The 21,271-nt window shown below is 59.3% G+C and carries 21 protein-coding genes; 11 read left to right on the top strand and 10 right to left on the bottom strand.

Features of this window, described 5'->3' with window-relative positions:
- The first annotated feature begins 249 nt into the window (after positions 1-249).
- The 10 genes from KVG95_RS20015 to KVG95_RS19970 all read left to right on the top strand — a co-directional run bounded on the left by KVG95_RS20015 (position 250) and on the right by KVG95_RS19970 (position 7,282).
- A complete protein-coding gene (locus tag KVG95_RS20015; protein WP_217857648.1) occupies positions 250-1,224 on the top strand; it encodes a KpsF/GutQ family sugar-phosphate isomerase in 975 nt (324 codons plus the stop codon).
- Positions 1,224-1,748 (top strand): KdsC family phosphatase, encoded by a 525-nt coding sequence (locus KVG95_RS20010; RefSeq protein WP_008008625.1) that lies wholly within the window; start codon positions 1,224-1,226, stop codon positions 1,746-1,748. The genes KVG95_RS20015 and KVG95_RS20010 overlap by 1 nt, the downstream gene beginning before the upstream one ends.
- 7 nt (positions 1,749-1,755) lie before the next feature.
- Positions 1,756-2,328: an LPS export ABC transporter periplasmic protein LptC gene (gene lptC / locus KVG95_RS20005; protein WP_052965568.1), complete on the top strand. Its 573-nt coding sequence runs from the start codon at positions 1,756-1,758 to the stop codon at positions 2,326-2,328.
- Complete coding sequence (gene lptA, locus KVG95_RS20000) at positions 2,315-2,863, top strand: lipopolysaccharide transport periplasmic protein LptA (RefSeq protein ID WP_052965569.1); 549 nt, start codon at positions 2,315-2,317, stop codon at positions 2,861-2,863. Before lptC ends, lptA begins: the two co-directional genes overlap by 14 nt.
- A complete protein-coding gene (gene lptB, locus KVG95_RS19995; RefSeq protein WP_217857647.1) occupies positions 2,863-3,588 on the top strand; it encodes an LPS export ABC transporter ATP-binding protein in 726 nt (241 codons plus the stop codon). The genes lptA and lptB overlap by 1 nt, the downstream gene beginning before the upstream one ends.
- 184 nt (positions 3,589-3,772) lie before the next feature.
- Positions 3,773-5,266: an RNA polymerase factor sigma-54 gene (locus KVG95_RS19990; protein ID WP_032830276.1), complete on the top strand. Its 1,494-nt coding sequence runs from the start codon at positions 3,773-3,775 to the stop codon at positions 5,264-5,266.
- Positions 5,267-5,345: 79 nt separating this feature from the next.
- Positions 5,346-5,654, top strand: coding sequence for a ribosome hibernation-promoting factor, HPF/YfiA family (gene hpf / locus KVG95_RS19985; RefSeq protein WP_003178005.1), 309 nt, complete (start codon positions 5,346-5,348; stop codon positions 5,652-5,654).
- Between the two features lie 12 nt (positions 5,655-5,666).
- The gene (gene ptsN / locus KVG95_RS19980; RefSeq protein WP_007901530.1) at positions 5,667-6,131 is read left to right on the top strand and encodes a PTS IIA-like nitrogen regulatory protein PtsN; all 465 of its coding nucleotides are present in this window, start codon (positions 5,667-5,669) and stop codon (positions 6,129-6,131) included.
- 2 nt (positions 6,132-6,133) lie between these two features.
- Entirely contained in the window at positions 6,134-6,991 is an 858-nt protein-coding gene (gene rapZ, locus KVG95_RS19975; RefSeq protein WP_007901528.1) for an RNase adapter RapZ, read from the top strand.
- A 15-nt stretch (positions 6,992-7,006) separates the two neighbouring features.
- Positions 7,007-7,282 carry an HPr family phosphocarrier protein gene (locus KVG95_RS19970; RefSeq protein WP_217857646.1) on the top strand — a complete coding sequence of 92 codons (276 nt, stop codon included), beginning with the start codon at positions 7,007-7,009 and terminating at the stop codon, positions 7,280-7,282.
- A gap of 84 nt (positions 7,283-7,366) precedes the next feature.
- Here KVG95_RS19970 and KVG95_RS19965 read toward each other — a convergent pair whose 3' ends face one another.
- The 6 genes from KVG95_RS19965 to pmbA all read right to left on the bottom strand — a co-directional run bounded on the left by KVG95_RS19965 (position 7,367) and on the right by pmbA (position 12,720).
- Positions 7,367-8,260: a ZIP family metal transporter gene (locus tag KVG95_RS19965; RefSeq protein WP_217857645.1), complete on the bottom strand. Its 894-nt coding sequence runs from the start codon at positions 8,258-8,260 to the stop codon at positions 7,367-7,369.
- Between the two features lie 2 nt (positions 8,261-8,262).
- Entirely contained in the window at positions 8,263-8,895 is a 633-nt protein-coding gene (locus KVG95_RS19960) for a superoxide dismutase (RefSeq protein ID WP_217857644.1), read from the bottom strand.
- Position 8,896: 1 nt separating this feature from the next.
- The gene (locus tag KVG95_RS19955) at positions 8,897-9,337 is read right to left on the bottom strand and encodes a DUF2753 family protein (protein WP_217857643.1); all 441 of its coding nucleotides are present in this window, start codon (positions 9,335-9,337) and stop codon (positions 8,897-8,899) included.
- Positions 9,338-9,364: 27 nt separating this feature from the next.
- Positions 9,365-10,741 (bottom strand): class II fumarate hydratase, encoded by a 1,377-nt coding sequence (locus KVG95_RS19950; RefSeq protein ID WP_217857642.1) that lies wholly within the window; start codon positions 10,739-10,741, stop codon positions 9,365-9,367.
- The gene (locus KVG95_RS19945; protein ID WP_217857641.1) at positions 10,734-11,129 is read right to left on the bottom strand and encodes a FagA protein; all 396 of its coding nucleotides are present in this window, start codon (positions 11,127-11,129) and stop codon (positions 10,734-10,736) included. The genes KVG95_RS19950 and KVG95_RS19945 overlap by 8 nt, the downstream gene beginning before the upstream one ends.
- A 244-nt stretch (positions 11,130-11,373) precedes the next feature.
- The gene (gene pmbA / locus KVG95_RS19940; protein WP_217857640.1) at positions 11,374-12,720 is read right to left on the bottom strand and encodes a metalloprotease PmbA; all 1,347 of its coding nucleotides are present in this window, start codon (positions 12,718-12,720) and stop codon (positions 11,374-11,376) included.
- Between the two features lie 108 nt (positions 12,721-12,828).
- Between pmbA and yjgA the strand changes: the two genes are divergently transcribed.
- On the top strand, positions 12,829-13,353 hold the full coding sequence (gene yjgA / locus KVG95_RS19935) for a ribosome biogenesis factor YjgA (RefSeq protein ID WP_007901505.1): 525 nt from the start codon (positions 12,829-12,831) through the stop codon (positions 13,351-13,353).
- A gap of 60 nt (positions 13,354-13,413) precedes the next feature.
- On the opposite strand, the gene tldD is transcribed toward yjgA, so the two are convergent.
- The 4 genes from tldD to rng form a co-directional block, all read right to left on the bottom strand.
- Positions 13,414-14,856, bottom strand: coding sequence for a metalloprotease TldD (gene tldD / locus KVG95_RS19930; protein ID WP_123498976.1), 1,443 nt, complete (start codon positions 14,854-14,856; stop codon positions 13,414-13,416).
- A 12-nt stretch (positions 14,857-14,868) separates the two neighbouring features.
- Positions 14,869-15,723 carry a carbon-nitrogen hydrolase family protein gene (locus KVG95_RS19925; RefSeq protein WP_123721266.1) on the bottom strand — a complete coding sequence of 285 codons (855 nt, stop codon included), beginning with the start codon at positions 15,721-15,723 and terminating at the stop codon, positions 14,869-14,871.
- Positions 15,724-15,908: 185 nt separating this feature from the next.
- Positions 15,909-19,712: a YhdP family protein gene (locus tag KVG95_RS19920; protein ID WP_217857639.1), complete on the bottom strand. Its 3,804-nt coding sequence runs from the start codon at positions 19,710-19,712 to the stop codon at positions 15,909-15,911.
- A 75-nt stretch (positions 19,713-19,787) separates the two neighbouring features.
- On the bottom strand, positions 19,788-21,245 hold the full coding sequence (gene rng / locus KVG95_RS19915; RefSeq protein WP_008008603.1) for a ribonuclease G: 1,458 nt from the start codon (positions 21,243-21,245) through the stop codon (positions 19,788-19,790).
- Between the last annotated feature and the right edge of the window lie 26 nt (positions 21,246-21,271).

Below are 21,271 nucleotides of genomic sequence, written 5' to 3'. Positions count from 1 at the left end.
TCGGACGCCTGGCTTTCTGGCGAAAGCACATACCTCCCCGGGCAGGCCGAACTGGCGGCGAACTATATCACTGCAAAGCTCAAGCGCCCAAGGCCCAAGCCGGGCATGTTCAGCAACATGACCTCCTGAAATCATCTATTTAGAGAGGATTGGGTAACAAGGAATGACAAACCACGACGAACTAGCGTGAGGGTTTTGTTCATTACCGTTATAATCGCCGCCTTTTCATCAGGCTATTCGATTTCCGACATGAACCAATCCAGCGACCTGATTCAATCCGCACAACGCACCATCCGCCTCGAACTGGAAGCCGTACAAGGCTTGCTACCCCATATCGATGCGGATTTCGTACGTGCTTGCGAGATGATTCTGGCCAGCAAAGGCCGTGTGGTCGTGGTCGGCATGGGCAAATCGGGGCACATCGGCAACAAGATTGCCGCCACCCTCGCCAGCACCGGCACCACGGCTTTCTTCGTGCACCCGGCCGAGGCCAGCCATGGCGATATGGGCATGATCACCCGTGACGACATTATTCTGGCGCTGTCGAACTCCGGGTCCACCAATGAAATCGTCACCTTGCTGCCGCTGATCAAGCGCCAGGGCATTCAGATGATCAGCCTGACCGGCAACCCCGAGTCGCCGCTGGCCAAGGCTGCGGAAGTCAACCTCAATGTAAGCGTCGAACACGAAGCCTGTCCGCTGAATCTGGCGCCCACCTCGTCGACCACCGCGGCACTGGTCATGGGCGACGCTCTCGCCGTTGCCTTGCTTGAAGCTCGCGGTTTTACCGCTGAAGATTTCGCTTTTTCCCACCCGGGTGGCGCCCTTGGTCGGCGCTTGTTGCTGAAAGTGGAAAATGTCATGCATGCCGGCACCGAATTACCGCAAGTCATGTGCGGCACGCTGCTCAAGGATGCCTTGATGGAAATGACCCGCAAGGGGTTGGGCATGACCGTTGTACTGAGCACAGATGGAAAGCTCGCCGGGATCTTCACCGACGGCGATCTGCGCCGCACTCTGGACCGCACCATTGATATCCACAGCACGACCATTGATGAAGTGATGACCGCCCACGGCAAGACCGCCCGCGCCGAGATGCTCGCCGCCGAGGCGCTGAAAATCATGGAAGACCACAAGATCAGCGCACTGGTAGTGGTCGACAGCGAAGACCGCCCGGTCGGTGCCTTGAACATGCACGATTTGCTGCGTGCGGGAGTAATGTAATGAGCACGGACCTGCTGCAACGCGGCAAACAGATCAAACTGGCGGTATTCGACGTCGACGGCGTACTGACCGATGGGCGCCTGTACTTCCTCGAAGACGGCAGCGAATTCAAGACTTTCAACACCCTCGACGGCCAGGGCATCAAGATGTTGATGGCAGCCGGCGTGCAGACCGCTATCATCAGCGGCCGCAAGACCCCTGTGGTTGAACGGCGTGCAAAGAACCTCGGTATTCCACACCTTTATCAAGGTCGCGAAGACAAACTGGTGGTGCTCGACGAACTTCTTGCCCAGCTCAACCTGAGCTATGAACAAGTGGCCTACCTTGGCGACGACCTGCCAGACCTGCCGGTGATTCGCCGTGTCGGCCTGGGCATGGCGGTGGCCAGCGCTGCCAGTTTCGTGCGCGAACACGCCCACGGCATCACCCAGGCCCGTGGTGGCGAAGGTGCTGCTCGCGAATTCTGCGAATTGATCCTGCGCGCCCAGGGCCGCCTCGATGCGGCCAACGCCGCGTACCTGTGAGCCCATCATGCTGAGCAAAAAGATTCGTAACATCCTGATGTTCGGTTGCATCGCAGCGATTTTTGCAGCGGTCGGCTACTGGAACATCAGCCCGGAACGCTTCCTCGACAAACCGGTGGTGAAGGTCGATGAAAGCGCGATCGACTATTACGCCATCAACGCCCATAGCGTGCAGTACCTGCCCGACGGCAAACTGCAATACGAAATGACGTCGGACAAGGTCGAGCACCTGAAAGCGACCGAAGTGACGTTGCTGACCAATCCTGACCTGAACATGTTCCGTGGCACCGAATTCCCCTGGCACGTCCAGAGCGAACGCGGCGAAGTCAACCCGGACGGCACTCAGGTCGAGCTGATTGACTCGGTACGTATCACGCGTTTCGATGAAAAAAACCGCAAAACCCTGATTACCACCACCCGTATGACAGTGTTCCCGCAGCAGCAATATGCGCAGACCGATCAACCCGTTAGAATCGACGGCGCTGGCGGTGTATCGACAGGCAACGGAATGAAAGCGTACTTGAAAGAAAGCAGGATACACCTGCTATCGAACGTAAGAGGACAGTATGAGGCTCGTTAAAACTCTCCCTATTTTGCTCAGTCTGGGCGCAGCACTGGGAAGCGTGAGCGCCTGGGCTCTGCCGAACGATCAAGAGCAGCCTATCCGCATTCAGGCCGACGATGCCCAACTGGACGACAAGAATGGCGTTGCCACTTATAAAGGCGATGTAATCATTACGCAGGGCTCGATGAAGGTCACCGGTAACACCGTGACCATCACCCGCACCCCGGCCGGCGACATCGACGTGGTGACTTCGGTGGGCAACCTCGCCTACTTCGAGCAACTGCAAACGGCGGGCGACACCAAGCCTGTTCAGGGTTACGGAGTGACAATTCAGTACCACGCCTCGCAAAACCGCGTCGTGCTGATCGATCGCGCCAAAGTCATCGACAAAGACAACAACGTCACCCAAGGCGAGAAAATCGTCTACGACACAGTCAAAAAGCTTGCGAGTGCCGGTCGTGCCACGGGTAACAAGGTTACCGAGGAGCGTCCTCGCATCGACATGGTGATCCAGCCGAAGAAGAAAACCGACGAGCAAAAGGCCCAGTAATGGCAACTCTGAAAGCTCAGCATCTGGCCAAGAGCTACAAGAGCCGTCAGGTCGTGCGCGACGTCAGCCTGTCCATTGACAGCGGTCAGATCGTCGGCCTGCTTGGCCCTAACGGCGCCGGTAAAACCACCTGCTTCTACATGATTGTCGGCTTGGTACAGGCCGATCAGGGCCGTGTACTGATCGATGACCTGGACGTCAGCCACCAGCCGATGCACGGTCGTGCGAAGGCGGGTATCGGCTATCTTCCGCAAGAAGCGTCGATCTTCCGCAAACTGTCGGTGGCCGATAACATCATGGCCATCCTCGAGACTCGCAAGGAACTCGACAAGGCCGGTCGTCGCCAAGAGCTGGAAAGCCTGCTGCAGGAATTTCACATCCACCACATCCGCGACAACCTCGGCATGAGCCTGTCCGGTGGTGAACGTCGCCGCGTGGAAATCGCCCGGGCACTGGCCACCAATCCGAAATTCATCCTCCTAGACGAACCCTTCGCCGGTGTGGACCCGATTTCGGTGGGCGACATCAAGCAGATCATTCATCATCTCAAGTCCAAAGGCATTGGTGTGCTGATCACGGACCACAACGTCCGTGAAACCCTGGATATCTGCGAAACCGCCTACATCGTCAACGATGGTCAACTGATCGCTGAAGGTGACTCCGCCACCATCCTGGCCAATGAACTGGTCAAGGAAGTGTATCTGGGTCATGAGTTCCGCCTGTAAGCACTCAGGTGCCCGGGTCGCCGAGAGAGCGCTCACTTCAATAAAAAATCAATAACTTTTTATTGTTACAGCGCTCTAGGCAAACACTTCAGTTTCGGGCATATAATTTGCTTATGTTTGGCGCTTCGGCGCCCTGTAGTGGATGGCGCATGTGCGCCGGCGAATAAGGTGTTAAGCCCCTGCCATGAAACCATCGCTAGTCTTGAGAATGGGCCAGCAGCTGACGATGACACCGCAGCTGCAACAGGCCATCCGCCTGCTCCAATTGTCGACCCTGGACCTGCAACAGGAAATCCAGGAGGCCCTGGAGTCCAATCCGATGCTCGAACGCCAGGAAGAAGGCGACGACTTCGATAACGCAGACCCCTTGGCCGATAGCGCCGAACAGAAACCCAACGCCGACATTCAGGAACCCTCCTACCAGGAAACCGCCCCGACGGTGGATAACCTCGAGGAAGGCGACTGGAACGAACGAATTCCCAACGAGTTGCCCGTCGACACGGCCTGGGAGGACGTCTACCAGACCAGCGCCAGCAGCCTGCCGAGCAATGATGACGACGAGTGGGATTTCACCACCCGCACATCAGTCGGTGAAAGCCTGCAAAGCCATTTGCTCTGGCAACTGAACCTGGCACCGATGTCCGACACCGATCGTCTGATCGCCGTAACCCTGATCGACTGCATCAACAATCAGGGCTACCTGGACGAAACCCTCGAGGAAATCCTCGAAGCGTTCGACCCGGAACTGGACATCGAACTGGACGAAATCGAAGCCGTCCTGCACCGCATTCAACAATTCGAACCCGCTGGCATCGGCGCCCGCAACCTCGGTGAATGCCTGCTGCTGCAACTGCGCCAGCTGTCCGCCAAGACCCCTTGGCTGGCCGAGGCCAAGCGTTTGGTCACCGATTACATCGACCTGCTCGGCAGCCGCGACTACAGCCAGCTGATGCGCCGCATGAAGCTCAAGGAAGATGAGCTGCGCCAGGTCATCGAATTGGTCCAGAGCCTCAACCCACGCCCGGGCTCACAGATCGAGTCCACTGAAGCCGAATACGTCGTTCCCGACGTGATTGTGCGCAAGGACAACGAGCGCTGGCTGGTGGAGCTGAATCAGGAATCTGTGCCACGCCTGCGGGTCAATGCCCAATACGCCGGCTTCGTGCGCCGCGCTGATACCAGCGCTGACAACACCTTCATGCGTAACCAGCTGCAGGAAGCTCGCTGGTTCATCAAGAGCCTGCAAAGCCGCAATGAAACCCTGATGAAAGTCGCCACCCAGATCGTCGAGCATCAGCGCGGCTTTCTTGAATACGGTGACGAAGCCATGAAGCCGTTGGTACTGCATGACATCGCCGAAGCGGTGGGTATGCATGAATCGACGATTTCACGGGTGACCACGCAAAAATTCATGCATACCCCACGGGGCATCTATGAACTGAAATACTTTTTTTCCAGCCACGTCAGTACCTCCGAAGGCGGTGAATGCTCGTCCACAGCGATCCGCGCGATCATCAAAAAACTGGTTGCTGCGGAAAATCAGAAAAAGCCGTTGAGTGACAGCAAGATCGCTGGTTTACTGGAGGCACAAGGCATTCAGGTAGCCCGTCGCACCGTCGCCAAGTACCGCGAATCCCTGGGGATCGCGCCTTCCAGCGAACGGAAGCGGTTGATGTAGCCGCCGGGCTCGCCACAGCGTTCCAGTGGCAGGCATTTCTGCCTGCCGCTTTATGCACTGGCAACGAAGGAGAAGCTGTATGCAAGTCAACATCAGTGGACACCAACTGGAAGTGACCGAACCCCTGCGCACCTACATCGGCGAAAAACTCGACCGATTGGAGAGGCATTTCGACAAGATCACCAATGTGCAAGTCACGATGAACGTCGAAAAACTGCTGCAGAAGATCGAAGCCACGCTGCATATTCCCGGCGGAGAAGTGGTCGCCAATGCCGAGCATACGGACATGTATGCCGCCATCGACCTGCTGACCGACAAGCTGGATCGCCAACTCAAAAAGCATAAGGAAAAGACCCAGAGCCTCCTCCAGGGCGCGACCGGTCGTTAACACCCCCAATCCATGATCCGACTAGAAACCATCCTGACCCCCGGCCGTTCCCAAGTGAACGCGCCGGGTGGCAGTAAAAAGAAAGCCCTCGAGCAAATTGCCAACCTTATCCACCGCGAAGTACCGGATCTGGAAATGCAGGACGTCTTCGAGGCCCTGATTGCCCGTGAGAAACTCGGTTCTACCGGTTTCGGCAACGGCATCGCCATCCCCCATTGCCGGCTCAAAGGCTGCACCTCGCCAATCAGTGCGCTGCTGCACCTGGAAGCCCCTATCGATTTCGACGCCATCGACGGTGCCCCGGTTGACCTGCTGTTTGTGCTGCTGGTCCCGGAAGCTGCCACCGATGCACACCTGGAATTGCTCCGCCAGATCGCCAGCATGCTGGATCGCAAGGAAGTGCGTGAAAAACTGCGCAGCGCCCCGAGCAATGAAGCCTTGTATCAGGTTGTCCTGGACGAGCAGAACGGTCACTAATCATGCGCCTGATCATCGTCAGCGGCCGCTCCGGCTCAGGTAAAAGTACCGCCCTCGATGTGCTCGAGGACAACGGCTATTACTGCATCGACAACCTGCCTGCCGGCTTGCTGCCGGAGCTGGCCGAACGCGCGCTGATTCATACTGAACTGGCACAACCGCTGGTGGCCGTGTCTATCGATGCGCGTAACTTGCCGAGCCACCTGTCACGGTTTCCCGAATTGCTGGAAGAGGTCCGCGGCCGGCATATCCAGTGCGATGTGCTGTACCTGGACGCCGACGAAGAAACCTTGCTCAAACGCTTTTCGGAAACTCGCCGTCGTCACCCGCTGAGCAGCGCCAATCGCTCATTGGCGGAGGCGATTCAGGACGAGACCAATCTGCTGGGGCCTATCGCCGATCTGGCCGACCTCAAGGTCAACACCACCAATCTGAACCTGTATCAGCTACGCGATACCATCAAGCTGCGCCTGCTGAATCAGCCGGAGCCTGGTACTGCGTTCCTGGTGGAATCTTTCGGGTTCAAGCGTGGCATGCCGGTGGACGCCGATCTGGTGTTCGACGTGCGCTGCCTGCCCAACCCTTACTGGAAGCCGGAGCTACGGGCACAGTCCGGGCTCGATCAACCGGTGGCCGAGTACCTGGCGGCACAGCCTGACGTCGAAGAGATGTTCCAGGACATTTCCTCGTACCTGCTCAAGTGGCTGCCCCGCTTTGCCGCCAGCAACCGCGCCTATGTCACCATTGCCATTGGCTGCACTGGCGGGCATCACCGCTCTGTCTACCTGACCGAACGTCTGGGTCAGGTCCTGCAAAAAACCCTGAAGAACGTCCAGGTCCGCCACCGCGACCTCAGCTAAAGGATTCACATCGCGATGCCTGCTCTGGAAATCGAAATCATCAACAAGCTGGGCCTGCATGCCCGCGCGTCTGCAAAATTCGTTGGGGTCGCCGGTGAGTTCAAGGATTGCACGATCAGGGTAGGACGCACTCCGGAATCCACGGTCGATGGCAAAAGCATCATGGCAATGATGATGCTCGCTGCGGGCAAGGGCACCAAAATCCACCTGATCACCGAAGGCGAACAAGCTCAGGAAGCGCTGAATGCGCTAACAGACTTGATCAACCGTTACTTCGACGAAGGCGAATGAACATCAAAAGATCGCAGCCTTCGGCAGCTCCTACATGGGATTGCGGACATCTGTAGGAGCTGCCGAAGGCTGCGATCTTTTTTCTCAAGCCAACGCGGTATCCATCACCATCATCAGACAAAACCCGATCAGCAGCCCAAGGCTTGCCAGTTTGTCGTGACCATGGCGGCGCGATTCGGGAATGACTTCGTGAGTCACCACCAGCAACATCGCACCGGCCGCCAGTGCCAGCCCCAAAGGCAACAGCAGTTCGGCCAGGCTCACCAGCCAGGCGCACAACAATGCGAAGACCGGCTCGACCAACCCTGACGCAGCACCGATCAGGAACGCCTTGACCCGCGACATCCCTGCTCCGGCCAACACCAACGCAATCACCAGCCCTTCCGGCACATCCTGCAAAGCTATGCCCATGGCCAGGCTGTCGGCGTCAGGCATGCCACCGCCGGCCGAGACGCCGACCGCCATGCCTTCGGGGATGTTGTGGGCGATGATGGCAAACACAAACAACCAGATCCGCGGTGGAATCACCGATCGCTCCAGTGTCCCCACGAGCATTTCAGGCGTAGCGCCGGACACCTTGCGATCCACCAGAAACAATCCGAATGCACCCAGCATGATGCCGAAGCTGATCAGGCCGCTGGCCGCCCAAGGGGTCAGGCCGAGGTTTCCGGCCGCGGCAATGCCCGGCACGATCAGCGAAAACGCCGTCGCCGCGAGCATTACCCCGGCCCCGAAACCGAGCAATATGTCGCTGACTACCTGAGGCATCTGCCGAATCACCAGCACCGGCACCGCGCCCAAAGCGGTGCCCAAGGCGCAAATCGCCCCACCTTGCAGGGCGCGCTGCAGTTTCGGTTCGAGGTCCAGCCAGCTCAGCCCTTGAGCAGCCAATAACGTCATGCCCGCCAGCAGTAACAGCGATCCCAGTGCGTAACGAAACATTCGTCCACTTCCGACCGCCAGTGTTTCAGTACCCATAGTCAGCCCTGGATTGTTTTATAGAGACTTAGCGCAGCCTGATAACGCGCGGCGACTTCGGGCCAATTGATCACGTTGTAGAACGCATTGATGTATTCCGGACGGCGATTCTGATAGTGCAGGTAATAAGCATGTTCCCAGACGTCCAGGCCGAGAATCGGCGTATTGCCGTTCATCAATGGGCTGTCCTGGTTGCCGCTGCTTTCAACGATCAAGGTCTTTTGCGGCGTCACGCTCAACCAGGCCCAACCGCTGCCGAAACGGGTCAGCGCAGCTTTGGTGAAGGCCTCCTTGAAGTTGTCGAGACCACCCAGCTGCTCATCGATAGCCTTGGCCAGTGCACCTTCAGGCTGGCCACCGCCGTTGGGCGCCATGACTTCCCAGAACAACGAATGGTTGGCATGCCCACCGCCCTGATTGATCACCGCCGCACGAAGTTTTTCCGGCAATTGCTGGACAGCCGCCACCAGTTTTTCCACCGGCCATTCAGCAAATTCAGTGCCTTCGACTGCAGCATTGAGGTTGTTGATGTAGGTCTGGTGGTGTTTGGTGTAGTGGATTTCCATGGTCTGCGCATCGATGTGCGGTTCCAGGGCGTCGTAGGCGTACGGCAAGGCAGGCAGGGTAAAAGCCATTTCAATGAACTCCATGTTGTAGGGGCGCAGGCTGATGCGAGGACGAAGCGGTGCCGGTGCGCAGCAAACGGTGGGTGCGTGGATACTCGCCGTGATCGCTGATGAAATTCAGCAGCTCGACATAGGTTTTGCTGCTCTGGCGCAGCGCAGCTTCACGCAAGGCCGGCGCCAGTCGCGGGTCCTGCATGGTCTGCAACAGTCGTTGATGGATCGCGCACAAGTATTCGGCGCTCTCCTCCGGCTGGTTCAGACGCAAGTGCAGGTCCGCCAGGTTGTGGTGGGAAATCACGCAAGCCGCCACCGCTTCGTCGGCATCCGCCCAGCGCTCGAATAACACCAGGGCCAGGGCCAATGCCTGCAAATAAGCCTCGCGGGCATCGACCAGTTCGCCCAGCATGAAACAGCGATTTGCTCTTTCGATCGTGCGTTTCCAGTGCTCCATGGTGAGCCTCCAAAGCGGTAGCAGTGATTACACGCCGCCTGCGGTGAGCTTCTCTGGGTTGAGCAATGCTTCCAGTTGGCTGCGCGTCAGTTCGGTGTGTTCCAGGGCGACATCGATTACCGGCCGGCCCTGCTGATAAGCCTTCTTGGCAATTTCAGCGGCTTTTTGGTAACCAATGATCGGGTTGAGCGCGGTGACCAGAATCGGATTGCGCGACAGTGCTTCCTTGAGCCGGGCCTCGTTGACCTTGAAGCTGGCGATAGCCTTGTCGCCCAGCAGGCGGCTGACGTTGGCCAGCAACTCGATACTGCTCAGCAGGTTCTGGGCGATGATCGGCAACATGACGTTCAACTCGAAATTGCCCGACTGGCCGGCGACGGTGATCACCGTGTCGTTGCCGATCACTTGAGCGGCGACCATCGCGGTTGCTTCCGGGATCACCGGATTGACCTTGCCGGGCATGATCGACGAGCCGGGCTGCAAGGCTTCGAGTTCGATTTCACCGAGCCCGGCCAACGGGCCGGAATTCATCCAGCGCAGGTCATTGGCGATTTTCATCAAGGAAACCGCTGTGGCTTTGAGCTGCCCTGAAACGCTGACCGCCGTGTCCTGCGAGCCGATTAGCGCAAACAGGTCCTTGCCCGGGGTGAACTGCACCTGAGTCAGTTGGCTCAGTTGCTGGCTGAACCGCGCCGCAAACTCCGGATGGGCATTGATTCCGGTGCCCACCGCCGTGCCGCCCTGGGCCAGGGATTGCAGGCTTGGCAGCAGATCCTGCAAATGACCGATGTTGGCCTTGAGCTGCTGCGCCCAACCATTGAGCACCTGACTCATGCGCACGGGCATGGCGTCCATCAAATGGGTACGCCCGGTTTTGACGAACGGATGAACCTGCTCGGCCTTGTGTTCGATCACCTGCACCAGATGCACCAGCGCCGGCAGCAACTGCTCATGCAAGCTCAATGCGGCACTGACATGGATGGTGGTCGGGATGATGTCGTTGCTGCTTTGGCCACAATTGACGTGATCGTTGGGATTCACCGGCTCGCCCAACAAGCGGCTGGCCAGAGTGGCGATCACTTCGTTGGCGTTCATGTTGGAGCTGGTGCCAGAACCGGTCTGGAAGATATCCACCGGAAAGTGCTGCATGAAGTCGCCCTCAAGCAGACCTTGAGCCGCGTCAACGATGGCCTTGCTCTGAGACTCGCTGATCTGTTTGAGCTCGACGTTGGCTCGGGCGGCCGCAGCCTTGGCCAGAATCAGAGCCCGAATGAACTGCACGGGCATCGGTTTGCCGCTGATCGGGAAGTTATCCACCGCGCGCTGGGTTTGCGCGCCATAAAGGGCGTCTATCGGGACTTGCAGCTCGCCCATGCTGTCGCGTTCGATACGTGAGTTACTCATCAGGAGATCCTTGCACGAGTTCTATGAGAGAAATTGAAGGTTGCAACTCGCAGGTCGCCAGTTGCCACGCGTAGCTTTGCCAGCGCTTGAGGCGGCAGCCGCAGAGTGATTGACGTTCGAGATCGCGCAACGGCCGCCAAGCCTGGTCAAGACACAGGCTGCGCCAGTGCCAGGGCAGCGCGACATCGGCGGCGGTGTCGAGCAGCAAGCGGAAAGAGGTTTCGGCGATGGTCCAGGGAGAGGTGGCCGTGCAACACGCCAGATACCGGCCTTCGGCCAGGTAATGTTCAATCAGGCGCGGCTCGTCAGGGTCCATGGCGCAACGGATCTGGCGACTCATCCAGCGCCAGCTTTCGAGGTAAGGCTGCTCGTGCAAGGCAGAACTCATGATCCGGGCTCATTCGGTAATGAGATTTATTATTAGATGATAATGAGAACCAAAACAAGACATCCAACACAAACCGATCATTGTGGGAGCGAGCCTGCTCGCGATGGCGGCCTGATATTCAACATTGATGTCGACTGATGCACCGCCTTCGCGAGCAGGCTCGCTTCCACAAGGGACGGTGCACGGCCCAATAAAAAAGCGCGCCACCCAATTGGGAGGCGCGCCTTTTTTGTGCGGTCGGAGGTTAGCTACCCGCCACTGTCATACGCTCGATCAACACCGAACCGGTGCGAATGTTGCTGCGCAATTCCAGGTCATTACCGACTGCAATGATCTGCTTGAACATGTCGCGCATGTTGCCGGCGATGGTCACTTCCTGGACCGCGAACTGGATTTCGCCGTTCTCGACCCAGAAACCCGCCGCGCCACGGGAGTAATCGCCCGTGACCATGTTCAGGCCCTGCCCCATCAGTTCCGTGACCAACAGGCCGCGGCCCATGCGGCGCAGCAAGGCGGCCTGATCTTCATCGCCATGGGTGACGAACAGGTTGTGCACGCCGCCGGCGTTGGCGGTGCTCGGCATGCCCAGCTTGCGGCCGGAGTAGGTGCCGAGTATGTAGGACACCAACTCGCCCTTCTCCACGAACGGTTTGGCGTAGGTCGCCAGGCCATCGCCATCGAAGGCCGAACTGCCCAGGGCGCGCATCAGGTGCGGACGTTCATCGATGGTCAACCATTCCGGGAACAGCTTCTGCCCCAGCGTGCCTTCGAGGAACGAGGACTTGCGATACAGACTGCCACCGGAAATCGCCGAGAGGAAACTGCCGAACAAGCCACCGGCCAATTCCGCGGAAAACAGCACCGGCACTTCGCAGGTCGGCACCGGACGCGCGCCCAGGCGGCTCGCCGCCCTTTGCGCGGCACGTTGGCCGATGCTCTGCGCAGAGGCCAGCAAATTGCCCTGACGGTTCACGTCATACCAGTAATCGCGCTGCATCTGGCCATCGGCTTCGGCGATCATCACGCAACTGAGGCTGTGACGAGTCGACGCGTATCCGCCGATAAAACCATGGCTGTTGCCGTAAACCCGGCAGCCCTGGTGAGTGTTGAGGGTGGTGCCGTCGGCATTCTTGATCCGGCTGTCGGTGGCAAACGCCGCCGCTTCACAGGCCAAGGCCTGCTCGATGGCTTGCTCCGGGGTAATATCCCATTGATGGAACAGGTCGAAATCCTGCAGATCCTTGGCCATCAACGCGGCATCCGCCAAGCCCGAGGCTTCGTCTTCGGAGGTGTGCTTGGCAATGGCCAGCGCGGCGGCGACGGTTTCGCGAATCGCGTCCGAACCACTGGCCGAGGTACTGGCCGAGCCTTTGCGCTGCCCCACATACAAGGTGATGCCAAAGCCCTGATCGCGATTGAACTCAACGGTTTCGACTTCCCGCTGACGCACCGTGGTCGACAAGCCCTGCTCCAGCGACACGGCCACTTCACAGGCACTGGCGCCCTGGCGCTTGGCTTCAGCGATGATCTGCTCGACTTGTTCTTGCAGTGCCGGCAACGCTTGTGGGCCGACGCTTTCAACTGCACTCATGCTGTTCTCCACTCAAATTCTGCTTTCGGCTAGGGCCTTCGAGCGACCGGGCCGGACAAGCGGCCCCCGACTGGTTATCATGGCGGCGTTTCTTTGCGGACGGCCACCATGGTTGATTCTTACGACGACTCCCTCGATACGGGAGAAAAAAGCAAATCCCAGGTTAAACGCGAGCTTCATGCTCTGGTTGACCTTGGCGAGCGCCTTACAACACTCAAGCCTGACTTGCTGGCAAAACTGCCGTTGACCGACGCTATGCGCCGGGCCCTGGCTGATGCGCCCAAGCACACCGCGAATATCGCGCGTAAACGGCACCTTATGTTCATCGGCAAACTGATGCGCGATCAGGACACTGACGCCATTCTGACTCTGCTCGATCAACTGGATGCCTCCACTCGGCAGTACAACGAACGTTTCCATGGCCTGGAACGCTGGCGCGATCGCTTGATCGCGGGCGACGATGCAGTCCTGGAGAAGTTCGTGCTCGACTACCCGGAAGCTGATCGTCAGCAATTGCGCTCCCTGATCCGTCAGGCCCAGCACGAACTGGCGACCAACAAGCCACCGGCCTCGAGCCGTAAAATCTTCAAGTACATCCGTGAGCTGGACGAGACTCAACGCGGTCTGCGTTAAGTCCCGAATCGGGTGAGTTGCCTCGCAACTCACCCGAAGCTTCACTTTTTCAAGCGTCCCTTACGATCCTGTGCCACCCACAGTGATCGCATCAATTTTCAGCGTTGGCTGGCCGACACCCACCGGCACCGATTGCCCATCCTTGCCACACGTTCCCACACCGCTGTCCAGCGCCAGATCGTTACCGACCATCGACACCTTGCTCATGGCTTCCGGCCCGTTGCCGATCAACGTCGCGCCTTTGACCGGGGCAGTAATCTTGCCGTCTTCGATCAGGTAGGCCTCGCTGGTGGAGAAAACGAACTTGCCGCTGGTGATGTCCACCTGACCGCCGCCGAGGTTGGCGCAGTAGATGCCTTTTTTCACCGAGGCGATGATTTCCGCCGGGTCGCTTTCGCCAGCGAGCATGTAAGTGTTGGTCATGCGCGGCATCGGCAGGTGCGCGTAGGATTCGCGACGACCGTTGCCGGTGCGGGCTACGCCCATCAGGCGCGCGTTGAGCTTGTCCTGCATATAACCTTTGAGTACGCCGTTTTCGATCAGCGTGGTGCACTCGGTCGGCGTGCCTTCGTCATCGACGCTCAACGACCCACGGCGCCCGGCAAGGGTGCCGTCATCGACGATGGTGCAGAGCTTCGAGGCAACCATCTCGCCCATGCGCCCGCTGTAGGCCGAACTGCCCTTGCGGTTGAAATCGCCTTCCAGACCATGGCCGACGGCTTCGTGCAGCAACACGCCGGACCAACCGGAACCCAATACCACCGGCAATGTACCGGCCGGGGCCGGGATCGCTTCCAGATTCACCAGTGCCTGACGTAACGCTTCGCGGGCATAACCCATGGCGCGGTCATCGCTGAGGAAATAGCGGTAATCGGTACGACCGCCACCGCCATGACCGCCGCGCTCACGACGGCCATTCTGCTCGACGATCACGCTAACGTTGAAACGCACCAGCGGCCGCACATCCGCCGCCAGCCCGCCGTCAGTGGAAGCAATCAAAATCCGTTCCCAGACCCCGGCCATGCTCACGGTGACTTGCTGGATACGCGGATCGAGCGCACGAGTCGCCACATCGATGCGCTTGAGCAGCTCGACTTTCTCGGCACGGGTCATCACTTCAAGCGGGTTGTCCGGCCCGTACAATTGGGCGACATCCTGGGTGGTGAATGCCTGCACAGTGCCGTTCTGCCCGGCCCGGGAGATCGAACGGGCTGCACGGGCTGCCGCGCCCAGCGCTTCGAGGGTGATTGCATTGCTGTAGGCGAAACCGGTTTTTTCGCCCGATTGCGCACGCACGCCGACACCCTGGTCGAGGTTGAAGCTGCCTTCCTTGACGATCCCGTCTTCCAGCGCCCAGGATTCGGAAATCTGCCCCTGGAAATACAGGTCGGCGGCATCGATGCCCGGGCCGGCCAGATCGCCGAGCACACCTTGCAGGCTCTCGATCGTTACGCCGCCGGGCGCCAGGAGGTGTTCACTGACGGAGGACAACAACTCGCTCATATGCTTTACGCCTTAAATTCGTCGTTCTGATGCAGGTCGCTGGGCGCCCTGCGAGAAAAAGCGCCGGTGAGTGGACACCGGCATCCGCGCCCTGATGGACGCCTGTTCGCTGCTGTCGCGTTGGGCCAGCAGCACGGCCTCGCCCTGATCTTGTTGTGCCAGCACACGCCCCCATGGGTCGACGATGGCGGCGTGACCAAAGGTTTCTCGTGGCCCCGGATGCGTCCCACCCTGGGCGGCCGCGAGCATGTAACACTGAGTCTCGATGGCCCGCGCACGAATCAGCACGTCCCAATGGGCCGCGCCGGTCACCGCGGTAAAGGCCGATGGCGCGGTAATCAACTCCGCGCCGGCCGCACGCAATTCACTGTAAAGCTCCGGAAATCTTAAGTCGTAACAGACGGTCAGACCGACTCGACCGACGGGCGTGTCGGCAACCACCACGCCACTGCCATAAGCATAGTCATCGGATTCGCGATAACGCCCGCGATTGTCCGCCACGTCTACGTCGAACAGGTGCAGCTTGTCATACCGTGCAACGGTTTCGCCCTGGTCATCGACCAGCAACGAGCACGCATGCACTTTGGCCGTCGGTTGATCCACCGGCGGCAACGGCAATGTGCCGGCCACTATCCATAACTTGAGGTCGCGGGCGGTCTGTTTCAACCATGGCAGGATCGGGCCTTCGCCCAAGGCTTCGGCGCGGCCGATGTCGGCAATGTCACGACGGCCCATGGCAGCGAAGTTTTCCGGCAGCACGGCAAGCCGCGCGCCACCGGTCGCCGCCTGCTCAAGCAGACGACGGGCCTGGGCCAGATTGGCCAGCACGTCGCTCTGGCTGACCATTTGAATCACCGCTACAGACATGGCCTATTCCCTATGTGAAATCTACGCATACCTGTAGGAACTGCGGAGTGAAACGAGGCTGCGATCTCTTGACCTTGATTTTTAAAGTCAAAAGATCGCAGCCTGCGGCAGCTCCTACAGGGGTAAGCGGCGTCGCATGAAAACATGCTACTCCATAGGCCCAAAGAGTGCTTTTTCAAAAGAATTCAAAAAGGCTTGTCGAAGGTGATTTTCGGTTCTTTCCATGGGCCTTTGACGGTGTATTTGACGCTGGCAAAACGCGCCACGCGGTCACCGATCAGCTTATCGATCAGGAACAGCGCCCCGCCGACGGCCGGTGCACCGACGATCAGCGCGGCAATCGGCAGGTTGTTGGTCACCGGTAAAGTCACCAACAACTTGGCATCGACCTGATCACCCACCAGGTCCAGTGTGCCGTTGAGCTCCACATTGCTCGACGGACCGGTCAGCAGAATCGGTTCACGGGTCACGTAGACCCCGTTACTGGCGACCAGCAGGCCTTTGACCCGGTCATAGCTCAAGCCTTTGCCGAACAGGTCGGAAAAGTCCAGGCGCAAGCGTCGGCCGATGGAATTGAAGTTGAGCAGGCCAAATACCCGCAGCGCCTGAGCGCTGCCCTCGACTTCAACAAACTGACCTTTATTCAGGGACGCATCAAGGCTGCCGGAGAAGCGTTTGGTGGCCAGCCACGCGGGTGACCCAGGCCAACGACCATCGACATCCATATGAAATTCTTCACTGGTGACGCTCGGCGCAAAACCCCAGCCCTTGAGCACGTCGGCAAGGTTCCTGCCACTGACTCGGCCTTTGTACCAACTGCTGGAATTACCCGGCACGCCTTCCCAGCCACCGCTACCCCGCAAGAGGATGCCCTTGAGGCCCAGATCAAGAGCATTGAAGGCGACGCCCTTGGCGGTCGGCCGAACTTTCAGGTGCCATGCGCCCACCAGATCCGGCCCCTGGAACAGCTGATTGATGGTGACATCCAGCGCCGGGATCTTCGTCGGGTCCACCGTGGCCAGCGGATCCGGCGAATTCTCGTCAGCCAGCGCCGTAGGGTCTCGTGCCGGCAAACGTACGTATTGCAGATTGACCGCAATCGGTGCGGCTTTCGCATCGGGAATTCCCACGCTGCCCTTGGCCTGCTCGCTGTCTAGCTGCAAGGCCCACGCGGTCGGTTTACGCGTCAACTGCACCGACGCCTGATCGAGGGTGGTGCCGAAACCAGTGAGTTTTCCAACCTTCAAATCCGCGCCACTGAGCAACTGTTTGGCACTGCCACCTGGATCCTGACCGGCATACTTGTTCACCAAATCCTGCCAAGGAGCAACATCCAGCTCGGACAGTACACCACGCACGCGCAAGCCTTTGGCGCCAGGCAACACAGCACTGCCGCCACCGAGAAACAACTCGCCGCGACCGTCGGCGAAATTGCCGGTCGGTGCCGCAAACGTGAAGCTCGCCAGTTCACCATAGGTGGCCCAGTAACGCCGCTCCGGTCCCTGCAGGGTCATGCGGAACACGGTATCGCGCCCGACATCGGCCGCCATGCCGAACGGTGCCGGCAAATCCACCGCCACGCCTTTGAGGTTGGAGCTGACCATCAATTGGCTGTCGGCGCCATCAAGGTTCAGCTGCAACTGATAAGGAATCATCCCCGTCACTGGCAATGGCTGAGTGACATTCAGCCAATCGGTGAGTTTCTTGACCTCGACCTCACCCGTCGCCGCGACCCGAGTGTTGAGCTTGCCCGGGCTGCCTTCAGCGAAGATCTGTGCGGTCACCGGCTTGTCGAACGCTCGCGCCGTGATCTTTTGCCCGCTCAGCCCCTTGGTGCTGTCGAAACGGAAATCGCCCTTGAGTTGTGTCAGTTCCAGAGTGGGCTCACTGAGCTTCAAACGGGCCTTGGCGGTCTTGAAGTCGACGAGGATTTTCGGCTGCTCGCCTTTGACCAGCGGGATATCGAGTTTGAGCTTGCCTTGCAGATCGCCCTCACCTTCCCAACCGGCGAAGGTGTCGGCGGTGCCGATCGGCGCTTCCTGCAGAATCTTCAGGCCATCGCCCAACCCGCCAGCGAACGCGCCGTCGAGGAACAGATGAGTGCTCTGCCCGGCAGGTACACGGGGAATATTGACGTAGACGTCGCTGACCTGGGTGTCGAGCAATTGGCCCTTGCTGGCGAGGATCCGCACACCGCTGTCTTCGATGAACACATCGCCGCTGACCTTGCTGACATGCGGCCAGCCTGGCTGAAACGCCAGCTCGGCATCGTGGACCTTGAAGAACAGGCTGATGCTGCGAGCCGTTTCGGCGGCGCCGTGGTTCAGCGAACCCTGGTACTGGAAGAAGCCTTCATCCACCGCGCCTTTGAGAATCGCGGTGCGCAGCCATTCGTCCAGCCCCGGACTGAGAACTGTGGGCAGGTACTTGGCGGTGTAGCGACCGTCGCCGTCGACCAGGCCGACCCGCAGGTCCATGTAGTCTTCCTGGGTGTGATCGAAATGCAGGCGGATCAGGAAGTCGCCGGCAATCTTGCCCTCCTCGCCCAGTACCTTCAGGTACGGTGCGATCAGGGTGAAACCCTCTTTGTCGAGTTTCCAGGTCAACCGGGCGTTGGCTTGAATGTACTGCCATGGCTTGGCGAAAATCGGGTCCAGGTGCAGGGAGAAATCCTTGCTGTCCATGCGCAGCTCGCCCTGCCCGAGGTCGCCGCTGATGTTGCCGCTGACATTTCGCACCGCCGGTGCACCGCGATAAGCATCGAAGCCGACATTATCCAGGTTGGCGGCAAAGTTGAATTTGCTGTCATCGGTAGCGGCTGGGCGAAAATCGATCAGCACATTGCGCAAAACCCCGGTGACCTTGAGCCGCTCGACCGCCGTGGCGATCCCTTCGGGCAGTGGGCCCAAGGCGTTTAGCAACGGAGTGAGCGGTGTGAGATCGAGACGGTCGGCTTGCAGGTGCAAGAGCTCTGGCACCTTGTCTGTCGCGGCAGTTTGTTGAAATTGCAGTTTCGATTCCCAGCGGGTGTCGCCCAGGCTCATCGCCAGAGAATCCAGGGTCACCAGAACGCCTGTGGAACTGCGCTGGAAATACCCGTTCAGCGCCAGATTATTGATCTGGATCGGCTTGCGCTCGGCATAGGCGCCCTTGAGTTGCGGCGCGTTCAAACGAATCGCAGCGCGTTGCACGGCGCCCTTGCTCCAGTTAATCCAGAACTCGCCACCGGCCTTTATCTCGGAAAAATTCCATTGCTGGGTCAGGCGCTCGGGCAACCATTTTGACCAATCACTCTGCGGCAGGCTCAGGTAAGCGTCCGCTTCGCCGTCCTTCCATTGGGCAGCGCGCAAACGGGTGCGCAGGCTCATCGCCACCGGCTGGCCGTCGGGCAGGGTCAAACGGGCATCGAGCCGCTGGCGGGATGGACCGGTTTTCAGATTCAGGCCGACGTACGTCAGGGTCAGCGGCGACTCTCCCAATGGCTGCAAGGTGATCTGGCTGTCGAGTACCGACAGCTGCTGGACCATCTGCATGCGATTGAGCAGTTGCTCCGGGTTCAGCGGCTGGTCCTGCTGCACCGGCAAACCTTCCAGCGCCCAATGACCGTCTTCACCTTCCTTGAGGCTGATCTTCAGGCCGTTGAGTTCCAGGTGTGCGATGCGCACTTCGCGCGCCAGCAGGCTGGCCCAGAGGTCCGGCACCGCGCGCACCTGATCCAGGCGCAGGGCATTGGAACCCACCCCGACCATCACGTCATGAGCCAGCAGAACCGGGGCGAGGCCGCTCCAGTTGCCTTCCAGCTTTCCGATCTGCAGGGGCATGCCCAAGGCATCGCTGGCTTTGTCTTCGACGTCGGCACGGTACTCGGCCACCAGCGGCGTCAGCTCTCGGCCGAGGCTGACGAACAGCGCCATCAGCACTAAACCCAACGCACACAGGCCCAGACCCCAGCGGGTCAGTGCGGCCAAAATGCGGGTCAGACGCTCCATGTCAGTTGGCTCCCATGGCAAAAATACCGCAAAAAGCTGAGGCCAGCCGTTCTAGTGGAGGTGAAACACAACGATTCAGAGCAACACCACGTCGTATTGTTCCTGGGAGTACATGGTTTCCACCTGAAACCGAATGGTGCGCCCGATAAAGCCTTCGAGCTCGGCGACGTTGCCCGACTCTTCGTCGAGTAAACGGTCGACCACTTTCTGATTCGCCAGCACCCGATAGCCTTCGGCCTGATAGGCCCGGGCCTCACGCAGGATTTCGCGGAAGATCTCGTAGCACACGGTTTCCGGGGTTTTGAGTTTGCCGCGCCCCTGGCAGCTGCTGCACGGTTCGCACAGCACTTGCTCAAGACTTTCGCGGGTGCGCTTGCGGGTCATCTGCACCAGGCCCAACTCGGTGATGCCGATGATGTTGGTCTTGGCGTGATCGCGTTCCAGTTGCTTCTCGAGGGTGCGCAACACCTGACGCTGATGCTCTTCATCTTCCATGTCGATGAAGTCGATGATGATGATCCCGCCCAGGTTACGCAGGCGCAACTGACGGGCAATGGCGGTGGCGGCTTCGAGGTTGGTCTTGAAGATGGTTTCTTCGAGGTTGCGATGACCGACAAAAGCGCCGGTATTGACGTCGATGGTGCTCATGGCTTCCGCCGGATCGACCACCAGATAGCCGCCGGACTTGAGCGGCACCTTGCGTTCCAGGGCTTTCTGGATTTCGTCTTCGACGCCGTACAGGTCAAAGATCGGCCGTTCGCCAGGGTAATGCTCCAGACGGTCAGCGATTTCCGGCATCAGTTCGGCGACGAACTGCGTGGTTTTCTGGAAGGTCTCCCGGGAGTCGATGCGAATCTTCTCGATCTTCGGGCTCACCAGGTCACGCAAGGTGCGCAGCGCGAGGCCGAGGTCTTCGTAGATCACGCTCGGCGCGCTGATGGTCTTGATCTGTTCGTTGATCTGGTCCCAGAGCCTGCGCAGGTAGCGGATGTCCATGAGGATTTCATCGGCCCCGGCGCCTTCGGCAGCGGTACGCAGAATAAAACCGCCGGCTTCCTTGATACCTTCTTTGGCCACGCAGTCAGTGACCACTTGCTTGAGGCGTTCGCGCTCGGCTTCGTCCTCGATCTTCAAGGAAATGCCGACGTGGGCGGTACGCGGCATGTACACCAGATAGCGCGACGGAATCGACAGTTGCGTCGTCAGGCGTGCGCCTTTGGAGCCGATCGGGTCCTTGGTGACTTGTACCACCAGGCTCTGACCTTCATGAACCAGCGCGCTGATGCTCTCCACCGCAGGGCCTTCGCGCAGGGAAATCTCCGAGGCGTGAATGAATGCTGCGCGGTCCAGCCCGATATCGACGAAGGCGGCCTGCATGCCCGGCAATACCCGCACGACCTTGCCTTTATAGATGTTGCCGACGATCCCGCGCTTTTGCGTGCGCTCGACGTGGACCTCTTGCAGGACACCGTTTTCGACCACCGCCACGCGTGATTCCATCGGCGTGATGTTGATCAGGATCTCTTCACTCATGGCAGGGTCTCGTTCAGGCATGTTCA

It is taken from the genome of Pseudomonas farris, from assembly GCF_019145235.1.
GTDB classification, from domain to species: Bacteria; Pseudomonadota; Gammaproteobacteria; order Pseudomonadales; family Pseudomonadaceae; genus Aquipseudomonas; species Aquipseudomonas farris.
Note: the sequence above shows the minus strand (reverse complement) of the source record. Positions and strands in the feature narration are given on the sequence as shown.

What these genes read in the sequence shown, in the direction of transcription:
- KVG95_RS20015 (WP_217857648.1), top strand. Translation starts at nt 250, where the DNA reads ATGAACCAATCCAGCGACCTGATTCAATCCGCACAACGCACCATCCGC.
- KVG95_RS20010 (WP_008008625.1), top strand. Translation starts at nt 1,224, where the DNA reads ATGAGCACGGACCTGCTGCAACGCGGCAAACAGATCAAACTGGCGGTA.
- lptC (WP_052965568.1), top strand. Translation starts at nt 1,756, where the DNA reads ATGCTGAGCAAAAAGATTCGTAACATCCTGATGTTCGGTTGCATCGCA.
- lptA (WP_052965569.1), top strand. Translation starts at nt 2,315, where the DNA reads ATGAGGCTCGTTAAAACTCTCCCTATTTTGCTCAGTCTGGGCGCAGCA.
- lptB (WP_217857647.1), top strand. Translation starts at nt 2,863, where the DNA reads ATGGCAACTCTGAAAGCTCAGCATCTGGCCAAGAGCTACAAGAGCCGT.
- KVG95_RS19990 (WP_032830276.1), top strand. Translation starts at nt 3,773, where the DNA reads ATGAAACCATCGCTAGTCTTGAGAATGGGCCAGCAGCTGACGATGACA.
- hpf (WP_003178005.1), top strand. Translation starts at nt 5,346, where the DNA reads ATGCAAGTCAACATCAGTGGACACCAACTGGAAGTGACCGAACCCCTG.
- ptsN (WP_007901530.1), top strand. Translation starts at nt 5,667, where the DNA reads ATGATCCGACTAGAAACCATCCTGACCCCCGGCCGTTCCCAAGTGAAC.
- rapZ (WP_007901528.1), top strand. Translation starts at nt 6,134, where the DNA reads ATGCGCCTGATCATCGTCAGCGGCCGCTCCGGCTCAGGTAAAAGTACC.
- KVG95_RS19970 (WP_217857646.1), top strand. Translation starts at nt 7,007, where the DNA reads ATGCCTGCTCTGGAAATCGAAATCATCAACAAGCTGGGCCTGCATGCC.
- KVG95_RS19965 (WP_217857645.1), bottom strand. Translation starts at nt 8,260, where the DNA reads ATGGGTACTGAAACACTGGCGGTCGGAAGTGGACGAATGTTTCGTTAC.
- KVG95_RS19960 (WP_217857644.1), bottom strand. Translation starts at nt 8,895, where the DNA reads ATGGCTTTTACCCTGCCTGCCTTGCCGTACGCCTACGACGCCCTGGAA.
- KVG95_RS19955 (WP_217857643.1), bottom strand. Translation starts at nt 9,337, where the DNA reads ATGGAGCACTGGAAACGCACGATCGAAAGAGCAAATCGCTGTTTCATG.
- KVG95_RS19950 (WP_217857642.1), bottom strand. Translation starts at nt 10,741, where the DNA reads ATGAGTAACTCACGTATCGAACGCGACAGCATGGGCGAGCTGCAAGTC.
- KVG95_RS19945 (WP_217857641.1), bottom strand. Translation starts at nt 11,129, where the DNA reads ATGAGTTCTGCCTTGCACGAGCAGCCTTACCTCGAAAGCTGGCGCTGG.
- pmbA (WP_217857640.1), bottom strand. Translation starts at nt 12,720, where the DNA reads ATGAGTGCAGTTGAAAGCGTCGGCCCACAAGCGTTGCCGGCACTGCAA.
- yjgA (WP_007901505.1), top strand. Translation starts at nt 12,829, where the DNA reads ATGGTTGATTCTTACGACGACTCCCTCGATACGGGAGAAAAAAGCAAA.
- tldD (WP_123498976.1), bottom strand. Translation starts at nt 14,856, where the DNA reads ATGAGCGAGTTGTTGTCCTCCGTCAGTGAACACCTCCTGGCGCCCGGC.
- KVG95_RS19925 (WP_123721266.1), bottom strand. Translation starts at nt 15,723, where the DNA reads ATGTCTGTAGCGGTGATTCAAATGGTCAGCCAGAGCGACGTGCTGGCC.
- KVG95_RS19920 (WP_217857639.1), bottom strand. Translation starts at nt 19,712, where the DNA reads ATGGAGCGTCTGACCCGCATTTTGGCCGCACTGACCCGCTGGGGTCTG.
- rng (WP_008008603.1), bottom strand. Translation starts at nt 21,245, where the DNA reads ATGAGTGAAGAGATCCTGATCAACATCACGCCGATGGAATCACGCGTG.